The organism is Mesorhizobium sp. M7A.F.Ca.CA.001.04.2.1 (assembly GCF_003998485.1).
GTDB lineage: Bacteria > Pseudomonadota > Alphaproteobacteria > Rhizobiales > Rhizobiaceae > Mesorhizobium > Mesorhizobium ciceri.
The window spans coordinates 477-15,810 of sequence record NZ_RZQT01000004.1 but is presented as its reverse complement, the minus strand read 5'-3'; the positions used below and the strand labels follow the sequence as shown (position 1 = coordinate 15,810).

At 63.5% G+C, this 15,334-nt stretch carries 15 protein-coding genes and 1 pseudogene; 9 read left to right on the top strand and 7 right to left on the bottom strand.

Annotated features, from left to right (window positions below; translation table 11 throughout):
- The first annotated feature begins 4 nt into the window (after positions 1-4).
- Positions 5-1,150 carry an alpha-hydroxy acid oxidase gene (locus EN955_RS02275; protein WP_013530347.1) on the top strand — a complete coding sequence of 382 codons (1,146 nt, stop codon included), beginning with the start codon at positions 5-7 and terminating at the stop codon, positions 1,148-1,150.
- 27 nt (positions 1,151-1,177) lie between these two features.
- Positions 1,178-1,951: a metallophosphoesterase family protein gene (locus EN955_RS02270; protein ID WP_024502325.1), complete on the top strand. Its 774-nt coding sequence runs from the start codon at positions 1,178-1,180 to the stop codon at positions 1,949-1,951.
- Positions 1,952-1,989: 38 nt separating this feature from the next.
- Here the strand turns inward: EN955_RS02270 and EN955_RS35835 are convergent, their stop codons facing one another.
- Positions 1,990-2,121, bottom strand: coding sequence for a hypothetical protein (locus EN955_RS35835; protein ID WP_013893872.1), 132 nt, complete (start codon positions 2,119-2,121; stop codon positions 1,990-1,992).
- A gap of 293 nt (positions 2,122-2,414) precedes the next feature.
- Positions 2,415-3,113, bottom strand: coding sequence for a type 1 glutamine amidotransferase (locus EN955_RS02260; RefSeq protein WP_024502324.1), 699 nt, complete (start codon positions 3,111-3,113; stop codon positions 2,415-2,417).
- An 88-nt stretch (positions 3,114-3,201) separates the two neighbouring features.
- Between EN955_RS02260 and EN955_RS02255 the strand changes: the two genes are divergently transcribed.
- From EN955_RS02255 to EN955_RS02240, 4 genes are all read left to right on the top strand, one after another.
- On the top strand, positions 3,202-3,849 hold the full coding sequence (locus tag EN955_RS02255) for a hypothetical protein (RefSeq protein WP_024502323.1): 648 nt from the start codon (positions 3,202-3,204) through the stop codon (positions 3,847-3,849).
- 31 nt (positions 3,850-3,880) lie between these two features.
- Positions 3,881-4,615 (top strand): 16S rRNA (uracil(1498)-N(3))-methyltransferase, encoded by a 735-nt coding sequence (locus tag EN955_RS02250; protein ID WP_024502322.1) that lies wholly within the window; start codon positions 3,881-3,883, stop codon positions 4,613-4,615.
- A 244-nt stretch (positions 4,616-4,859) separates the two neighbouring features.
- On the top strand, positions 4,860-6,233 hold the full coding sequence (locus tag EN955_RS02245; RefSeq protein WP_024502321.1) for a glutamate--cysteine ligase: 1,374 nt from the start codon (positions 4,860-4,862) through the stop codon (positions 6,231-6,233).
- A gap of 100 nt (positions 6,234-6,333) precedes the next feature.
- A complete protein-coding gene (locus tag EN955_RS02240; protein WP_024502320.1) occupies positions 6,334-7,380 on the top strand; it encodes a DUF937 domain-containing protein in 1,047 nt (348 codons plus the stop codon).
- Positions 7,381-7,540: 160 nt separating this feature from the next.
- Here the strand turns inward: EN955_RS02240 and EN955_RS02235 are convergent, their stop codons facing one another.
- A complete protein-coding gene (locus EN955_RS02235) occupies positions 7,541-7,831 on the bottom strand; it encodes a DUF1127 domain-containing protein (RefSeq protein WP_013530339.1) in 291 nt (96 codons plus the stop codon).
- 178 nt (positions 7,832-8,009) lie between these two features.
- Between EN955_RS02235 and EN955_RS02230 the strand changes: the two genes are divergently transcribed.
- The 3 genes from EN955_RS02230 (at position 8,010) to EN955_RS02220 (ending at position 11,804) form a co-directional block, all read left to right on the top strand.
- Positions 8,010-8,966 (top strand): LysR substrate-binding domain-containing protein, encoded by a 957-nt coding sequence (locus tag EN955_RS02230; protein WP_013530338.1) that lies wholly within the window; start codon positions 8,010-8,012, stop codon positions 8,964-8,966.
- Between the two features lie 83 nt (positions 8,967-9,049).
- A complete protein-coding gene (gene xseA, locus EN955_RS02225) occupies positions 9,050-10,681 on the top strand; it encodes an exodeoxyribonuclease VII large subunit (protein ID WP_024502319.1) in 1,632 nt (543 codons plus the stop codon).
- Positions 10,682-10,685: 4 nt separating this feature from the next.
- A complete protein-coding gene (locus EN955_RS02220; protein WP_024502318.1) occupies positions 10,686-11,804 on the top strand; it encodes a P1 family peptidase in 1,119 nt (372 codons plus the stop codon).
- Between the two features lie 70 nt (positions 11,805-11,874).
- Here EN955_RS02220 and EN955_RS02215 read toward each other — a convergent pair whose 3' ends face one another.
- From EN955_RS02215 to EN955_RS35240, 4 genes and pseudogenes are all read right to left on the bottom strand, one after another.
- The gene (locus EN955_RS02215; protein ID WP_224675447.1) at positions 11,875-12,186 is read right to left on the bottom strand and encodes a hypothetical protein; all 312 of its coding nucleotides are present in this window, start codon (positions 12,184-12,186) and stop codon (positions 11,875-11,877) included.
- A 414-nt stretch (positions 12,187-12,600) separates the two neighbouring features.
- The gene (doeB, locus tag EN955_RS02210) at positions 12,601-13,599 is read right to left on the bottom strand and encodes a N(2)-acetyl-L-2,4-diaminobutanoate deacetylase DoeB (protein ID WP_024502317.1); all 999 of its coding nucleotides are present in this window, start codon (positions 13,597-13,599) and stop codon (positions 12,601-12,603) included.
- Between the two features lie 5 nt (positions 13,600-13,604).
- Positions 13,605-14,783, bottom strand: a complete 1,179-nt coding sequence (gene doeA / locus EN955_RS02205) for an ectoine hydrolase DoeA (protein WP_024502316.1) — start codon at positions 14,781-14,783, stop codon at positions 13,605-13,607.
- 130 nt (positions 14,784-14,913) lie between these two features.
- A pseudogene (locus EN955_RS35240) lies at positions 14,914-15,334 on the bottom strand (ornithine cyclodeaminase family protein); the annotation flags it as partial.

Here is a 15,334-nt window from a genome sequence, read left to right as displayed (position 1 = left end):
GCCCATGAGCCAGATCCTGACCATCGCCGACCTCAAGGACCTCGCACGCCGGCGTGTGCCGAAGATGTTCTTCGACTATGCCGATTCCGGTTCGTGGACCGAAAGCACGTATCGGGCCAACGAGGAGGATTTCCAGAAGATCAAGTTCCGCCAGCGCGTCCTCGTCGACATGGACAACCGTTCGCTGGCATCGACGATGATCGGCGAAAAAGTGTCTATGCCGGTGGCATTGGCGCCAACCGGCATGACCGGCATGCAGCACGCCAATGGCGAGATGCTGGCGGCGCAGGCGGCGGAGGAATTCGGCGTGCCGTTTACCTTGTCGACGATGAGCATCTGCTCGATCGAGGATGTCGCCTCGGTTACCACGAAGCCGTTCTGGTTTCAGCTCTATGTGCTGCGTGACAAGGATTTCGTGCTCAACCTGATCGACAGGGCAAAGGCGGCGAAATGCTCGGCGCTCGTGCTGACGCTCGACCTGCAGATTCTCGGTCAGCGTCACAAGGACATCCGCAACGGGCTTTCGGCGCCACCCAAGCTGACGCTGACCAACATCGTCGACATGGCCATCCGCCCGCGCTGGTGCGCCGCCATGGCCGGCACCAAGCGGCGGACCTTCCGCAACATTGTCGGCCACGCCAAGGGCGTCGGCAACATGGCCTCGCTGGCATCGTGGACGACGGAGCAGTTCGACCTGCATCTGTCGTGGAAGGACGTCGCCTGGATCAAGGAGCGCTGGGGCGGCAAGCTGATCCTCAAGGGCATTCTCGACAAGGAGGACGCGCTGATGGCGGCCAAGACCGGCGCCGACGCGATCATCGTTTCCAACCATGGCGGGCGCCAGCTCGATGGTGCGTCGTCGTCGATCGGCGTGCTGGAAGAGATTGCCGACGCGGTCGGCGACACGATCGAAGTGCATATGGATGGCGGCATCCGCTCCGGCCAGGATGTCCTGAAGGCGCTTTGCCTCGGTGCCAAGGGAACCTATATAGGCCGGCCGTTTCTTTACGGCCTGGGGGCGCTTGGCAAGGAAGGGGTTACCAAGGCGTTGGAAATCATCCGCAAGGAGATGGACATCACGCTGGCGCTGTGCGGAAAGCGTCTTGTCACCGACATGGGCAAGGACCAGCTCCGGCGCCAGGTCCCGTGACCGCCTGACCACGGAGACACCGAAAAGTTGGCAGAATCCGGCATCCATTTTCTCGACGCGCATGGGCCGGACGGCATCCGTCTCTATGCGATCGGCGACATCCACGGCCGGCTCGACCTGCTGGCCGCCATGCATCTGCGCATCAGGGCCGAGATCGAGCAGGAGGCGCCTGCCGACTGGCGCGTCATCCATCTTGGCGACTATGTCGACCGCGGGCCGGACTCGAAGGACGTCATCGATTTCCTGATCGAAGCGCAAGAGCGAGACCCTCGTCACCTGATGCTGGCCGGCAACCACGACATCGGCTTTCTCGATTTTCTCAAGACCCCTGACCCGGAAGGGCTTTTCATCCGGTTCGGCGGCATCCAGACGGCACAGTCTTACGGCGTAACGATCAGTGAAGGCACAAGCGTGTGGTTCGGCAAGGCCGAATCGGCCGTGCGCAGAGGACATCAGGCACTGGTCGAGGCCGTGCCGCAAAGCCACATCGACTTCCTGCGATCGCTGCCGTTTTCCGTGACTTTCGGGGACTTCTTCTTCTGCCATGCCGGCATCAGGCCGGGCATTCCTCTGGAGAAGCAAAACCCGCAGGATCTGATCTGGATCCGCGACGTCTTCCACAACCACCCCGACCTCTATCCGAAGATCGTGGTGCACGGCCACACGCCGGTGCCGGAGGCGGAAGTGATGGCAAATCGCGTCAATGTCGACACGCTTGCCTGGCAATCAGGCATGCTGAGCGCGCTCGTCGTCGACGACGCGGACAAACGCATCCTGACAATGACGATCAAGGAAGCTTGAGCGCCGCGCGTCGGAGGACGCGAAAGACGCTTCCCGCTTTAGCGCAGCGAGGCGGTGACGCCGTAACCGTCGACGGCGTTGTGGTTGTTGGCTGCGTCGGCGGCATAGATGCCGAGACCGCACAGCACGATGGCGGACAACATGGCAAAGGACAGAAGCGCTGCTTTCACGGAGGTCATCTCTTGTTGAGCTTTCTGCATCTGTGCACCAGGCGGTTACCAATGCGTTGAAACGGAGAATTCGCTTCAAAGTTTCGACGATTTTGCGCTTCTAGGCATGTTCTGTATCAACGGTGTGTCGCGCGGGTCACACAAAAGGTTCATAGCCGTTGCACAGAAGATGCAGAGCGCGCGCCTTCTAGGATGGCGGGCGGACACAAGCCAAGAATGAAACCGTTTTCCCCAGGCGGTTTCACCGCCGCGTGCCAATTATGTCACGCTGGAGGGTACGGAGAGACCAACGCTCAGATGGTCGCTACCCAGGCCCGGGCAATGGCGAGGCCAGCGGCATCCGCATCGGGCCCGTTGCGGGCCATTTCGCCATCGAGCTTGCCGGCCCAGTCGGGATGGCGCGCAGCGATGGTCGGGGCAAAGGACGCGCTCCAGTCCTTGACCATCGGCCGGTCGGCCTCGAAGTGAAACTGGAAACCGTACACGGCGCGGCCGACGCGAAACGCCTGGTTCTCGGCGACATCGTTGCCGGCAAGCCGCACGGCGTTTTCGGGCAACACGAAGGTGTCGTCGTGCCATTGGAAGATCGGGAACTTTGCCGGCAGAGCGCCCAGCACCGGATCGGCCTTGGCGTCAGGCGTCAGCGACACGCCGTGCCAACCGAACTCATTGGCGCCGCCGATACGGTTCTCGCCACCAAAGGCACGAGCGACGAGCTGGCTGCCCAGGCAGATGCCGAGCACGGCCCGATCCTTGTCGGCAAAGTCGCGGGTCAGTTCGAGCAGTGCCGGGAAATAGGGGTACTCATCGTCGGCCAGTGCATTCTGGCCCCCGCCGAGCACCACCATGGCATCATGCCCGGCCGCGTCATCCGGCAGGGGATCGCCTTTGTAAGGGAGACGCAGGTCGAGATCGGCGCCCGCTTCCGCAAGTGCTGCGCCGACCTGGCCGAGGCCGGTATTGTCGTAATTCTGGACCACCAGCACCCGCATCGCAAAACCCTGCTGACATGAAAAAGCTGCGACGAGCGATATCATGCCGCTCGCATTGCAGCCAAGATGCGTGTCCGGAGAGAAAACTATGCCACTGCAGAACCGGGTCGATCCGTTCGGTATCATCCACGCGGTGCCCGATCGCGGCATGTTCACCGGCAATCGCGGCATCATCCACGACCCCGAGACGAAGACGCTCAAGAAAAAGCGCTGGGCGCTTCAAGCCTGGATCGTCTGCGTCTGCCAATTCCGAAATGTGCGGCGCGAACCGATGGGCCGCAACCGGAAGGGCGGTAAAGCGGGCTGGACCGAGCTGTTCTTCCTCGACGAGGTGACCGCACTGGCGGCCGGGCATCGCCCCTGCTTCTTTTGCCAGCGCGAACGGGCCAGGGATTTCGTCGGCCGCTTCGGCGAAGCCTTCGGCATCGCCGAACCGCGCGCGCCGATGGTCGACAAGCGGCTGCACAAGGAGCGGCTGGCGTCAGGCGGCAAGCCGCCGGTGATTGCGGTTGAAGACCTTGCCGGCCTGCCGGACGGCGTCGTGGTTGCGGATGGCGGCACTGTTTATGCCCTGCGTAGCGGCAAGGCACTGCGCTGGTCCTTTGCGGGATATGAGCACCCCAACGATTTCGACATGCTCAAAAGCAAGACACTCTCGCTACTGACGCCGGCCACGACGCTCTGCGTGCTGCGGCACGGCTTTCGGCCGGTGTGGCATCCGACCGCCGAGGCTTGACGCCGGCGGCCGGCTCGCTCATTCCTCGGCGATGCGCGCCAATTACAAAATGCAACGTCTGTTCGTGACCGACGATCTCGCGCCGGACATCGAATTCGAGGCCGGCCAACAGCAGAGCCACTATCTCCTGCATGTGCTGCGGCTTGGCGAAGGCGCCGAAATCCTGGTGTTCAATGGCCGCGACGGCGAGTGGTCGGCGGCCATATCGGCGAAGACGAAAAGGGCGGTGCGGCTGAAGGTGTCGGCGCTGCAGCGGCCGCAGCCGCCTCTGCCCGATCTCGTCTACTGCTTTGCGCCGCTGAAGCAGGGCCGGCTCGATTATCTCGTGCAGAAGGCGGTCGAGATGGGCGCCGGCATCCTGCAGCCGGTCATTACCCAGCACACGCAAGTGGCCAAGCCGTCGATCGATCGCCTGCGCGCCAATGTCGTCGAAGCCGCCGAGCAATGCGGCATCCTGGCGGTGCCTCAGGTGCGCGAAGCCGAAAAATTCGACCGCCTGTTGACCGGCTGGGACACAGAGCGACGGCTGATCTTCTGCGACGAGGATGCTTCGACCAACAATCCGCTGGCCGCGCTGCAGGCGGTCAAGGACAAGAAACTTGGGCTGCTGGTCGGGCCGGAGGGTGGCTTTTCCGACGATGAGCGTAAGATGCTGCGCGCCCTGCCCTTCGTCACCGCCATTCCGCTCGGCCCGCGTATCCTGCGCGCCGATACGGCGGCGGTGGCCGCGCTCGCGGTGATGCAGGCAACGGTCGGAGACTGGTGAGACGTCATCCCTTGCAAGGGACGGAGAGCGGAGTAACGTTCAATTCCTGTTGACCTCTGGCTCAGGATTTTTCGCTTGATCGTATGCTGACATTTCGTCCATTTAGCGCCGGCGATCGTCCGATCGTCCTACAGCGCCCGCCTCCTTTCGGACGTGCAAAGGACACTGTAGCATTCCATTGGGGCACATGATCCCGGCGAAAGTCGAAAGCCGATTTTCGGGGCCATGTGCAGAGGGTTCATAAATGGCGCGCGATACGACCGATTTCCGCCCGATCGAAGGTGTCGACGAACTCGTCGAGCACCTGGCCGAAGGCAACAAGCCGCGCGACAAATGGCGCATCGGCACCGAGCACGAGAAATTCCCCTTCTATGTCGACGGCAATGCACCGGTCCCCTATGGCGGCGAGCGCGGCATCCGCGCCATCCTCGAAGGCATGCAGGAAAAGCTCGGCTGGGATCCGATCGTCGATGACGGCCGCATCATCGGCCTGGTCGAACCGACCGGCCAGGGTGCGATTTCGCTGGAACCCGGCGGCCAGTTCGAGCTTTCCGGCGCACCGCTGGAGACGATCCACCAGACCTGCCGCGAGGGCAATGCCCATCTGGCGCAGGTGCGCGAGATCGCCGAACCGATGGGCATCCGCTTCCTCGGCCTCGGCGGCAGCCCGAAATGGTCGCTTGCCGAGACGCCGAAAATGCCGAAATCGCGCTACGAGATCATGACGCGCTACATGCCCAAGGTCGGCACCAAGGGCCTCGACATGATGTACCGCACCTGCACGATCCAGGTGAATCTCGACTTCGAGAGCGAGGCCGACATGCGCCGCAAGATGCAGGTGTCGTTGAAGCTGCAGCCGCTGTCGACGGCCTTGTTCGCCAATTCGCCTTTCACCGAAAGCCACCCGAACGGCTTGCAGAGCTGGCGCGGCGACATATGGCGTGACACCGACAACCAGCGCTCGGGCCTGCTCGAATTCTGCTTCTCGCCCGATTTCGGTTTCGCCGACTATGTCGAATGGGCGCTCGACGTACCGATGTATTTCGTCATCCGCGACGAGCGCTATCACGACATGACCCACATCACCTTCCGCCAGTTCATGGCCGGGGCCGCGCGCAATGAAGTGCCGGACGGGCTGCCGACAATGGGCGACTGGGCGAACCATCTGTCAACGCTGTTCCCGGATGTGCGGCTGAAGCGCTTCCTCGAGATGCGCGGCGCCGATGGCGGGCCATGGCGGCGCATCTGCGCGCTGCCGGCCTTCTGGGTCGGATTGCTTTATGATGAGGCCGCACTCGATGCCGCCGAGGCGCTGACCTCGAGCTGGACGTATGAAGAAACGCTGGCGATGCGCAATGCCGTGCCGGAACAAGGCATCTCCGCACCGTTCCGCAACACCACGCTGCGCGAGATCGCGCGTGACGTGATGGTCATTTCCCGCATGGGACTGAAGAACCGTGGCAAGAAGAACCGCGACGGCTACGACGAGACCTCCTTCCTCAACACGTTGGACGAAGTGGTGGCGCGGGGCACCACCAGCGCCGAGGAGATGCTGTCGGCCTACCACACGCGCTGGGGCGGCTCGATCGAGCCGGTTTTCATGGAATACGCCTATTAACCCTCGGATTTGGCAAAGCTGACCGGCCGGCAAAAGTCGCTTCAATCGGAAGTGGAAACAAACTAGGCTTCTTCGGCGAGGATTTCCGGAGGAGACGCCGATGCCCACCTTGTTCGACATGCTGACGCAGGCCCAGAACGGCAACGGCATGCAGGCCCTTGCCCAGCAATACGGGCTTTCAATGCAGCAGACGCAAGCCGCGGTCGCTGCATTGCTGCCGGCCTTTTCGCAGGGGCTGCAACGCAACACCGCCGACCCCTATGGGCTCGGCGCCTTCATGACGGCGATGGCCAGCGGCCAGCACGCCAAGTATTTCGAGGACGCAACCCGGGCCTTCTCGCCGCAAGGCGTCGATGAGGGCAACGGCATTCTCGGGCACCTGTTCGGTTCGAAGGATCTGTCTCGCGCCGTGGCCAGCCAGGCGGCGCAAGCCAGCGGCGTCAATCAGCAGATCCTGCAGCAGATGCTGCCGGCGATCGCCTCGATGGTCATGGGCGGGCTGTTCAAGCAGACGGCAAACCAGATGCAGGCCGCCGGTGGTTTTGGCGGCGGCGGCAACAATCCGCTCGGCGAGATCATCGAGCAGATGATGCGGCAAGGCGGCGGCATGCAGGCCCCGGCGCCGCAGCCGCGCCAGGCGCCGCCGCCCCAGAACCCGATGGACAACCCGCTCGGCAAGGTGTTGCAGGACATGTTCGGCGGCGGCGCGGCGCAGCCACAGCCGCAAAGCCAGACGCAGCCGGCACCCAATCCCTACGGCGACAATCCGCTCGGCAAGGTGCTGCAGGACATGTTCGGCGGTGGCGCGCCTCAGCCGCAGCCGCAGGGGCGGGCGCAGCCGCAGCCCCAGCAGACGCAAAGCCCCTACGGAGACAATCCGCTGGGGAAAATCTTCGAGGAGATGCTGCGGCAAGGTGGCGGTGGCTTAGGCGGCATCCCCGGCGGACAGCCGGCGCCGCAACAGCCTCAAGCGCCCCCGCAACGTCAGGCACCGCAGCCACAGGCCAATCCGAGCGGCCGTCCGAAAAACCCGTTCGACGACCTGTTCGGCAAGATGTTCGAAACCGGCGCCCAGCAGCGTGACGACTACCAGAAGGGCGTGGAGACGATCTTCGACCAGTTTAAGCGGGACATGGACCGGCGGTAGGCGGTCTTCGCTGAGGTAGAAAGAGAAAAGCCCGGTCCTGGGAGGACCGGGCAGAGTGCAGGCGGGCCGGGGGGATCCGGCAGGGAGTGGGAGCCTGCATACTCGTCAGTCGCGTCGAACCCTGAAAAGGTTCACGGCAACCTAAACAACAAGCAACCGATCAGGCCACCTTGCGAGCGAAATCCTCGATCGTTTCGATGCGATCACTGGCGATCTCGCGCAGCATCGCCGTCGGGTCGCGGCCAAACGGCACGTCGATGGCGACATGCAGGTCGGCGCGCGTCAGGCCGATATCGGCGAGTTCGGCGTCCGACATCTCGCCAAGGCGATAGAAGGCGCGGCGGTTTTTCCAGGCGCGGTAGATGTTGGAGACGGTGTTGGCCACGCGCGTCGCAACGGCCGGACGCGAGGTGATGCGCGAGGTCTCGGTGGCGAAATCAAACGTGGTCATTGTCGGTCTCCTTCAGACTCGAACGGGCGAGACCAAGCAATCGGCGCTGGCGTCAGCGGCCGTTCCGGTCCCAATTCACATGCCTTCATGTGGACAATGCCAATTTGCCATCGGCCGATTGATTAATCCAACGAATGTTTCTAATCTTTAACATCAACACCAGTGATGGATCATATCGATGAAATCGCCGCTCGATCTCGATCAATTGCAGACCTTCATCTCGATCGCCGATACCGGCAGCTTCACGCGGGCAGCCGAAGAGGTGCACCGGACCCAGTCGGCGGTGTCGATGCAGATGCGCCGGCTGGAGGAGCGGATCGGCAAACCGCTGTTCGAAAAGGACGGGCGCACCAACAGGCTGACCGAGGAAGGCGACAAGCTGCTCTCCTATGCGCGGCGGCTGCTCTATCTCAACCGCGAGACCCTGGCGGCCTTCGACGACCGGCGGCTCGAAGGCACGATCCGCATCGGCACGCCCGACGACTACGCCGACCGTTTCCTGCCGGAGATCATGGCGCGGTTCACGCGCTCCAATCCGCGCGTCGAACTGACCGTCATCTGCGAGCCGACGCCGGGTCTGGTCGAGCATATCAAGCGCGGCAATCTCGACCTCGCGCTGGTGACGCACAACGACGTACGAGGCCAATCGGAGGTGGTGCGGCGTGAACCGCTGCTGTGGGTCACCTCGGCCAATCATGCCACGCATGAGCAGGAAACGCTGCCGATGGCCTTCGGCCGGCCGAACTGCATCTGGCGGCGCGCCGCGGTCGATGTGCTCGACCAGCAGAACCGCGACTATCGCATCCTGTTCACCAGTTTCTCGGCCACCGTCATCACCGCAGCGGTGCTTTCCGGGCTGGCAATCTCGGTGCTGCCGGAATGCGCGCTCAGGCCCGGCATGCGGGTGCTGGGCGAAGCCGACGGCTTCGGCGCCCTGCCCGATTGCCGCATCGGCATCATGCGCGGCCAGACGTCGCGGCCGGAGATCGTCGATGCGCTCGCCCGCCATATTTCGGAAAGCCTGGACAATATCTCCGTGCCGGTCGGCGAAGACCCCGGAACGTTCGATTTCGCAGCGCTCGCCTTCACCAAGCTGCGGCGAACCAAGCCGAACCAGATCCTGCCCGGCTGGTAGGCAGGGCCAGGTGTGCGGGTTATGAACGGCTGGCCCGACGCAACCGCCTTGACGCGGGCGCCCAACCGTTCCCCAATCGACGGATGAGCGAAGCAGCATCCGAATCACGCACCAACGCCGCCGAATATACGGTGAGCGAGATTTCCGGCGCGCTGAAGCGCACGGTCGAGGACGTTTTCGGCAATGTGCGGGTGCGTGGCGAGATATCAGGCTATCGCGGGCCGCATTCCTCAGGTCATGCCTATTTCGCGCTGAAGGACGACCGCGCGCGGCTCGACGCCGTGGTGTGGAAAGGCACGATGAGCCGGCTGAAGTTCCGTCCCGAAGAGGGCATGGAGGTGATCGCCACCGGCAAGCTCACCACCTATCCCGGCAAATCCAACTACCAGATCGTCATCGACAATCTGGAGCCTGCCGGCGCCGGCGCCCTGATGGCGCTGCTGGAAGAGCGCAAGCGGCGGCTACAGGCCGAGGGTCTGTTCGACACCGGCCGCAAGCGACTGCTGCCGTTCATGCCGCGCGTCATCGGCGTCGTCACCTCGCCGACAGGGTCCGTCATCCGAGACATCATCCACCGCATCAAGGACCGCTTTCCGCTGCACATCCTGGTTTGGCCGGTGCGTGTTCAGGGCGAGACGTCAGGCGCGGAAGTGACTGCCGCGGTCAACGGCTTCAACGCGCTGGCATGGGATGGCGCCATCCAGCGGCCCGATCTGTTGATCGTGGCGCGTGGCGGCGGCAGCCTCGAAGACCTCTGGGGGTTCAACGACGAGGCGCTCGCCCGCGCGGTTGCCGCTTCCGGCATTCCGGTGATCTCGGCTGTCGGCCACGAGACCGACTGGACGCTGATCGACCTCGTTGCCGACGTGCGGGCGCCGACACCGACAGGCGCGGCCGAAATCGCTGTGCCGGTGAAGGCCGACCTCGAAGCAACGCTTGCCAGCCTCGGTGCGCGGCTGAAAGCGGCGGTGCTGCGCAATTTCGAGCGCAAGCGGCAGGCCGCCCGTGCCGCCGCCCGGGCTCTGCCCTCGCCCGATCAATTGCTGGCGCTGCCGCGCCGGCGCCTCGATGAGGCGACATCCAGGCTGGGCCGGGGCCTGTTCGTCTCCACCGAACGCAAGCGTGCAAGGTTTTTTGCCGTGAAACTGACACCGGCAATGCTGTCGCAGCGCATTGCAGAGGCCCGGCGCACCAACGAACGCAATCTTTTGCGAGCACAAGGGGCACTGCGTGCGACGGCAAGAGCCCGGCGTGCGGAGCTTAACCGGGCGGCGGATCAATTGCCAAAATGTGCAAGGGCATCGCTGCAGCGGCACAAGCAGCAACTGGCCATGCTGCAAGGCCGCATCACGATCGAGCCGACGGCACGGCGGCAACGCGTGCAGAGGGATTTGCTGACAGCTTTGACAAGACGCGGCACGCAAGCAGTGGTGCTCAGGCTGGAGCGCCTGCGCGGCCGCGTCGTCCAGGCCGACAGGTTGATGGCGTCGCTGTCGCACAAGGCCGTCCTGGCCCGCGGCTTTGCGCTGGTGAGGGATGCGGACGGCGCCGTCGTCAAGCAGGCTGCCGACGTGGCGTCGGGAATGGCGCTTTCGCTCGAGTTCGCCGACGGGACCGCCGATGCGGTGGCAATCAGCGGCACGGCAAAACCGAAAGCCGTGGCCAAGCCGGCGGCCAAGGCCAAAGAGCCTGGCAATCAGGGATCCCTATTCTGACACCATGACCGACAATCCGCATCATCTGGCAACGCCCTCAGGCAAACCGCGCGCGCGAAATTTCGGCATCGGCTTCGACGGACGGCCTGGACCGTTCAACGCGATCACCGATGTGCCCGGCGTCGCGGTCGGCTATGCGACGCTGATCTCGGGCGATGGCACGCTTGTCGTCGGCGAGGGACCGGTTCGCACCGGCGTGACCGCGATCCTGCCCAGGCCGCTTGCCGACCTCGCCAACCCGGTCTTCGCCGGGATCTTCAGCCAGAACGGAAACGGCGAACTGACCGGCTCGCACATCGTCGAGGAAACCGGCGCTTTCAACTTCCCGATCACCATCACCAACACGCATTCCTGCGGTGTTTCCCGCGACGGCACGCTGCGCTGGATGCAAAGCGTGCTGCCGGCGGCGCTTGACAGCGGCTGGGGACTGCCGGTGGCGGCGGAGACCTATGACGGCTTCCTCAACGACATCAACGGCCACCATTTGACGTCGGAGCATGTTGCACAGGTCCTCGACGGTGCCGCCGGCGGACCGATCGAGGAAGGCAGCGTCGGCGGCGGCACCGGCATGATCACCTTCGGCTTCAAGGCCGGCTCCGGCACGGCATCGCGCATCGTCGAATGGCACGGCCGTGCCTATACGGTCGGCGCCTTCGTGCAGTCCAATTTTGGCAAACGGCGCAATATTGCCATTCGCGGCCTGCGCGCCGGGCCGCAACTCGTCGAACCGGCTGTCCGCGAAGGCACACCGCGCGCCGAAAAGGGTTCGATCATCGCCGTCATCGCCACCGACGCACCGTTCCTGCCGCATCAGATGAAGCGGCTGGCCCGACGGGTGCCGCTTGGCGTCGCCATGACCGGAGGCTTCGGGTATCACAGTTCAGGCGACATTTTCATCGCCTTCTCGACCGCCAATGCGAGCGCCGCGCGGGCGCCATCCGGCCGCATCGCCAGTGCCGATTTTATTCCCGATACCGACATCGATCCGTTTTTCGATGCGGTGATCCAGACCGTGGAGGAAGCAATCCTCAACGCGCTGGTTGCCAATGACGATATGACCGGACGCGACGGGAATTTCGTGCCGGCGCTGCCGAAGACGTGGCTGAAGGAGACCTTTGGCTGAAGACAAAAACGCGGGCCAGAAGCCCGCGCTGCAACAATGTCGCCGCTATGCGATCATTCGGCGGCTTTGATCATTCCGCGGCTTTTCTGGGGGCCTGCTGGCTTTCTTCGGCCTCGGCCGCTTCCTCAAGCCGGGATGCGATAAGTTCCTGGATATCGCCGACTTCTTCCTGGATATCCTCCAGCGGAATGCCGACCTCGGCCGCCTCGGCGGCGCACTCCTTGGCCAAGGTTTCGGCCTGCTTGTCGATCCTTGCCTGGGAGGATTGGCAATGGACCTTTTCGCCGATCCATCCCCGCAAGAATTCGATGGCGTGTTCGCTCATACTGCTGTTCCCTGGCGGCAAAGCCGGTTGGTAATCATAAACGTCGACATCCCGCAAAGGATGCATGTCCCCATTCCAGCCGAGTCGCGGTCAGCCGGCAAGCCAATGCCGTCCAAGGTCCACAGAGCCATAGGAAATCGAGGGGTCAAGGGCATTTTCTGATTCTGGAGGGGTCGGTACCGTTGGCTGGGTCACACCCAGCGCTGCGCCACTGTTTCTATTTGCTTTTTTCCGGTTTCCGAGCCGATTTCCGTCACAATAGATGGCGCAAAACACTACACATTCACAGTTGCTTCGAGGTGCTGCCCTCGGGCGCGCGGGTCGAAGCCGCCGCTATATAGTGACATCCTCCTGCAATGTCGACTCCGCCCGCTATCCTGCTTCTTTCCGCCGCGCCGAAGGGCTCCGCGACGGACGCAGAACAAGTGACGATGGACCCGAACCGGGTGGAGCAGGCCCCGGCGGAGCCGCTCAGACGTGCACAGCCACCACCGCCGCGCAGTCGCCGGCCTTAACCAGCCCGGGGAAATGCCGCGCCGCAAGCATGCCCGACATTTTTGCCCGGATCTCCTGCGGAGCGACGCCGGTGCGGCCGGTGGAATGAATGCGCGCCAGCACCGAGCCTTCTTTGACGGGCTCACCGAGATCGACCATGGTTTCGATCATGCCGTCGTCTTCGGCGAACGAGAAACAATCGCCCGACGGCATGTCGAGCCACTGGGTTCGAGTCTTCTCGACCGCACCATCTACAATGCCGGCATGACGCAGCACGTTGAGAATGCCGCGCCTCGCGATCCGCACGGTTTGCGCGCGCGACGTGCCGCCGCCGCCAAGTTCGGTGCTGACGAAGACCTTGCCCATCTCCTCGGCTGCCGTGTCGTACATGCCAACGGCGTCGATCTCGATCATGCGCATCGAGAACGGAGCGGCAAAGGCCGCGACCGCGTCAAAGGCTTTCTGTTCCAGCGCCTTGTCGGGCAAAGTGTGCGCCGCGCAGAACGGCACGAAGTCCAGCGTCTTGCCGCCGGAGTGGAAGTCGAACACGATGTCGGCGCGAGGCAGCAGCTCACGTTGAAAGTAATCGGCGATCTTTTCGGTCACCGTTCCGTCCGGCCGGCCGGGAAAGCTGCGGTTCATGTTGCCCTTGTCGATCGGCGAGGTGCGCGTGCCGGCGCGGAAGGCCGGATAGTTCATTGCCGGCACGATGATCACCGTGCCGCTGACTTGCCTGGGATCGAGGGTCCTGGCGAGATCGTAGAGGGCCAGCGGCCCCTCATATTCGTCGCCATGGTTGGCGCCGGACAGCAGAGCTGCCGGTCCGTTGCCGTTGCGGATGACGCAGATCGGTATCATCACCGAGCCCCACGCGGAATCGTCGCGGCTGTAGGGCAAGCGCAGGAAGCCGTGCTGGACGCCGTCGCGGTCGAAATCGACGGTCGGCGCGACCGGTGATGAGCGTAGATTCGACATCGGTCTCAATCCTTCACCACCAGCTTACGCGGCACATTGGCCAGGCACTCCACACCGGTTTCGGTGATCAGGATGGACTCGGTGATCTCCAGTCCCATCGTTTCCAGCCACAGGCCGGTCATGAAATGGAACGTCATGCCGGGCTTGAGTTCGGTGCGGTCGCCGGGACGCAAGCTCATCGTGCGCTCGCCCCAGTCCGGCGGATAGGACAGTCCGATCGAATAGCCGGTGCGGTTGTCCTTGACGATGCCATACTTCTTCAGCACGGCGAAGAAGGCGTTGGCGATGTCCTCACAGGCGTTGCCGGGTTTGGCCGCGGCCAGCCCCGCTTCCATACCTTCCAGCGTCGCCTTCTCGGCATCGAGGAATTCCTGCGTCGGCTTGCCTAGGAAGACGGTGCGCGACAGCGGGCAGTGATAGCGGTTGTAGCAGCCGGCGATCTCGAAGAAGGTGCCCTCGGCCCGCTTCATCGGTCTGTCGTCCCAGGTCAGATGCGGCGCCGAGGCATCGGCACCCGACGGCAGCAGCGGCACGATCGCCGGATAGTCGCCGCCGATGCCATCGACGCCGCGCGTGCCGGCATCATAGATTTCGGCAACGAGATCGCATTTGCGCATGCCGACCTCGATCTTGTCGAAGATGCGCTGGTGCATCGCCTCGACGATGCGAGCCGCCTTGCGCATATAGTCGATCTCGGTCGGGCTCTTGATCGCGCGCTGCCAGTTGACCAGCGCGGTGGCATCGACAAAGCGGGCATTGGGCAAATGCTTCTGCAGCGATGCGAAGGCGGCGGCCGAGAACCAGTAATTGTCCATCTCAACGCCGACTGTCAGCTTGCCCCAGCCGCGATCCGCAAGCACGCTGGCCAAAAAATCCATCGGGTGGCGCTCGGTCGACTGCACATAGTGATCGGCATAGCCGACGATGTTATCATGCGCGAGATAGGCAGTGCGCTTGGCACCGTTGGCGTCCTGGCCACGGCCGTACCAGACCGGCTCGCCCGATGGCGGCACGATAACCGCCTGATGCACGTAGAACGACCAGCCGTCATAGCCGGTCAGCCAGGCCATATTGGACGGGTCGCTGATAACAAGAAGATCGACGCCCTTCACCTCCATGGCTTTGCGTGTCTTGGCGAGGCGATCCGCATATTCGCCGCGCGAGAATCTCAGGTTCGGTTGCATTGTTCTTGGTCCTCGTTTGTTGGGCCTTGAGCCTGTTTCAACTTCGTTGAAACCGGCCCGTCATTCTTTTTTGAGCGTGATCTTTTCGGAAAACCGGTTCCCACGTTTCCGGATCACGCCTTGGCCAGCATCAGCTTTCGAAAATGGCCCCGGAACCGGCCACCCGCGCCCGATCGCGGGCGAACGTAGCTATCGCCGTATCCTGAACGCCGGTGCCGGTCAGATCGGCGATGGTGATGTCGCTGGCCGAGCGCCGACCATGCCGTTTACCGGCGATGATCTGGCCAAGTTCGGTCACCTCTTCCTCAGCGGCCATCACGCCCGCCGCGATGGCGTGATGCAGCTCACCCAGCCGCCGCGTCTGACGGGCGCTGTCGGCGACATAGAGGTCGGCCATGCGCAGGATTGCCGGCGCGATCTCGTTCTTGTGCTCGGCGTCGGAGCCCATCGCCGTGATGTGCTGGCCGGCGGAAACGAAACCCGCCTTGATCAGCGGCTCGGTCGAAGGCGTGGTGGTGACGATGATGTCGGCGCCGACAACTGCGTTTGCC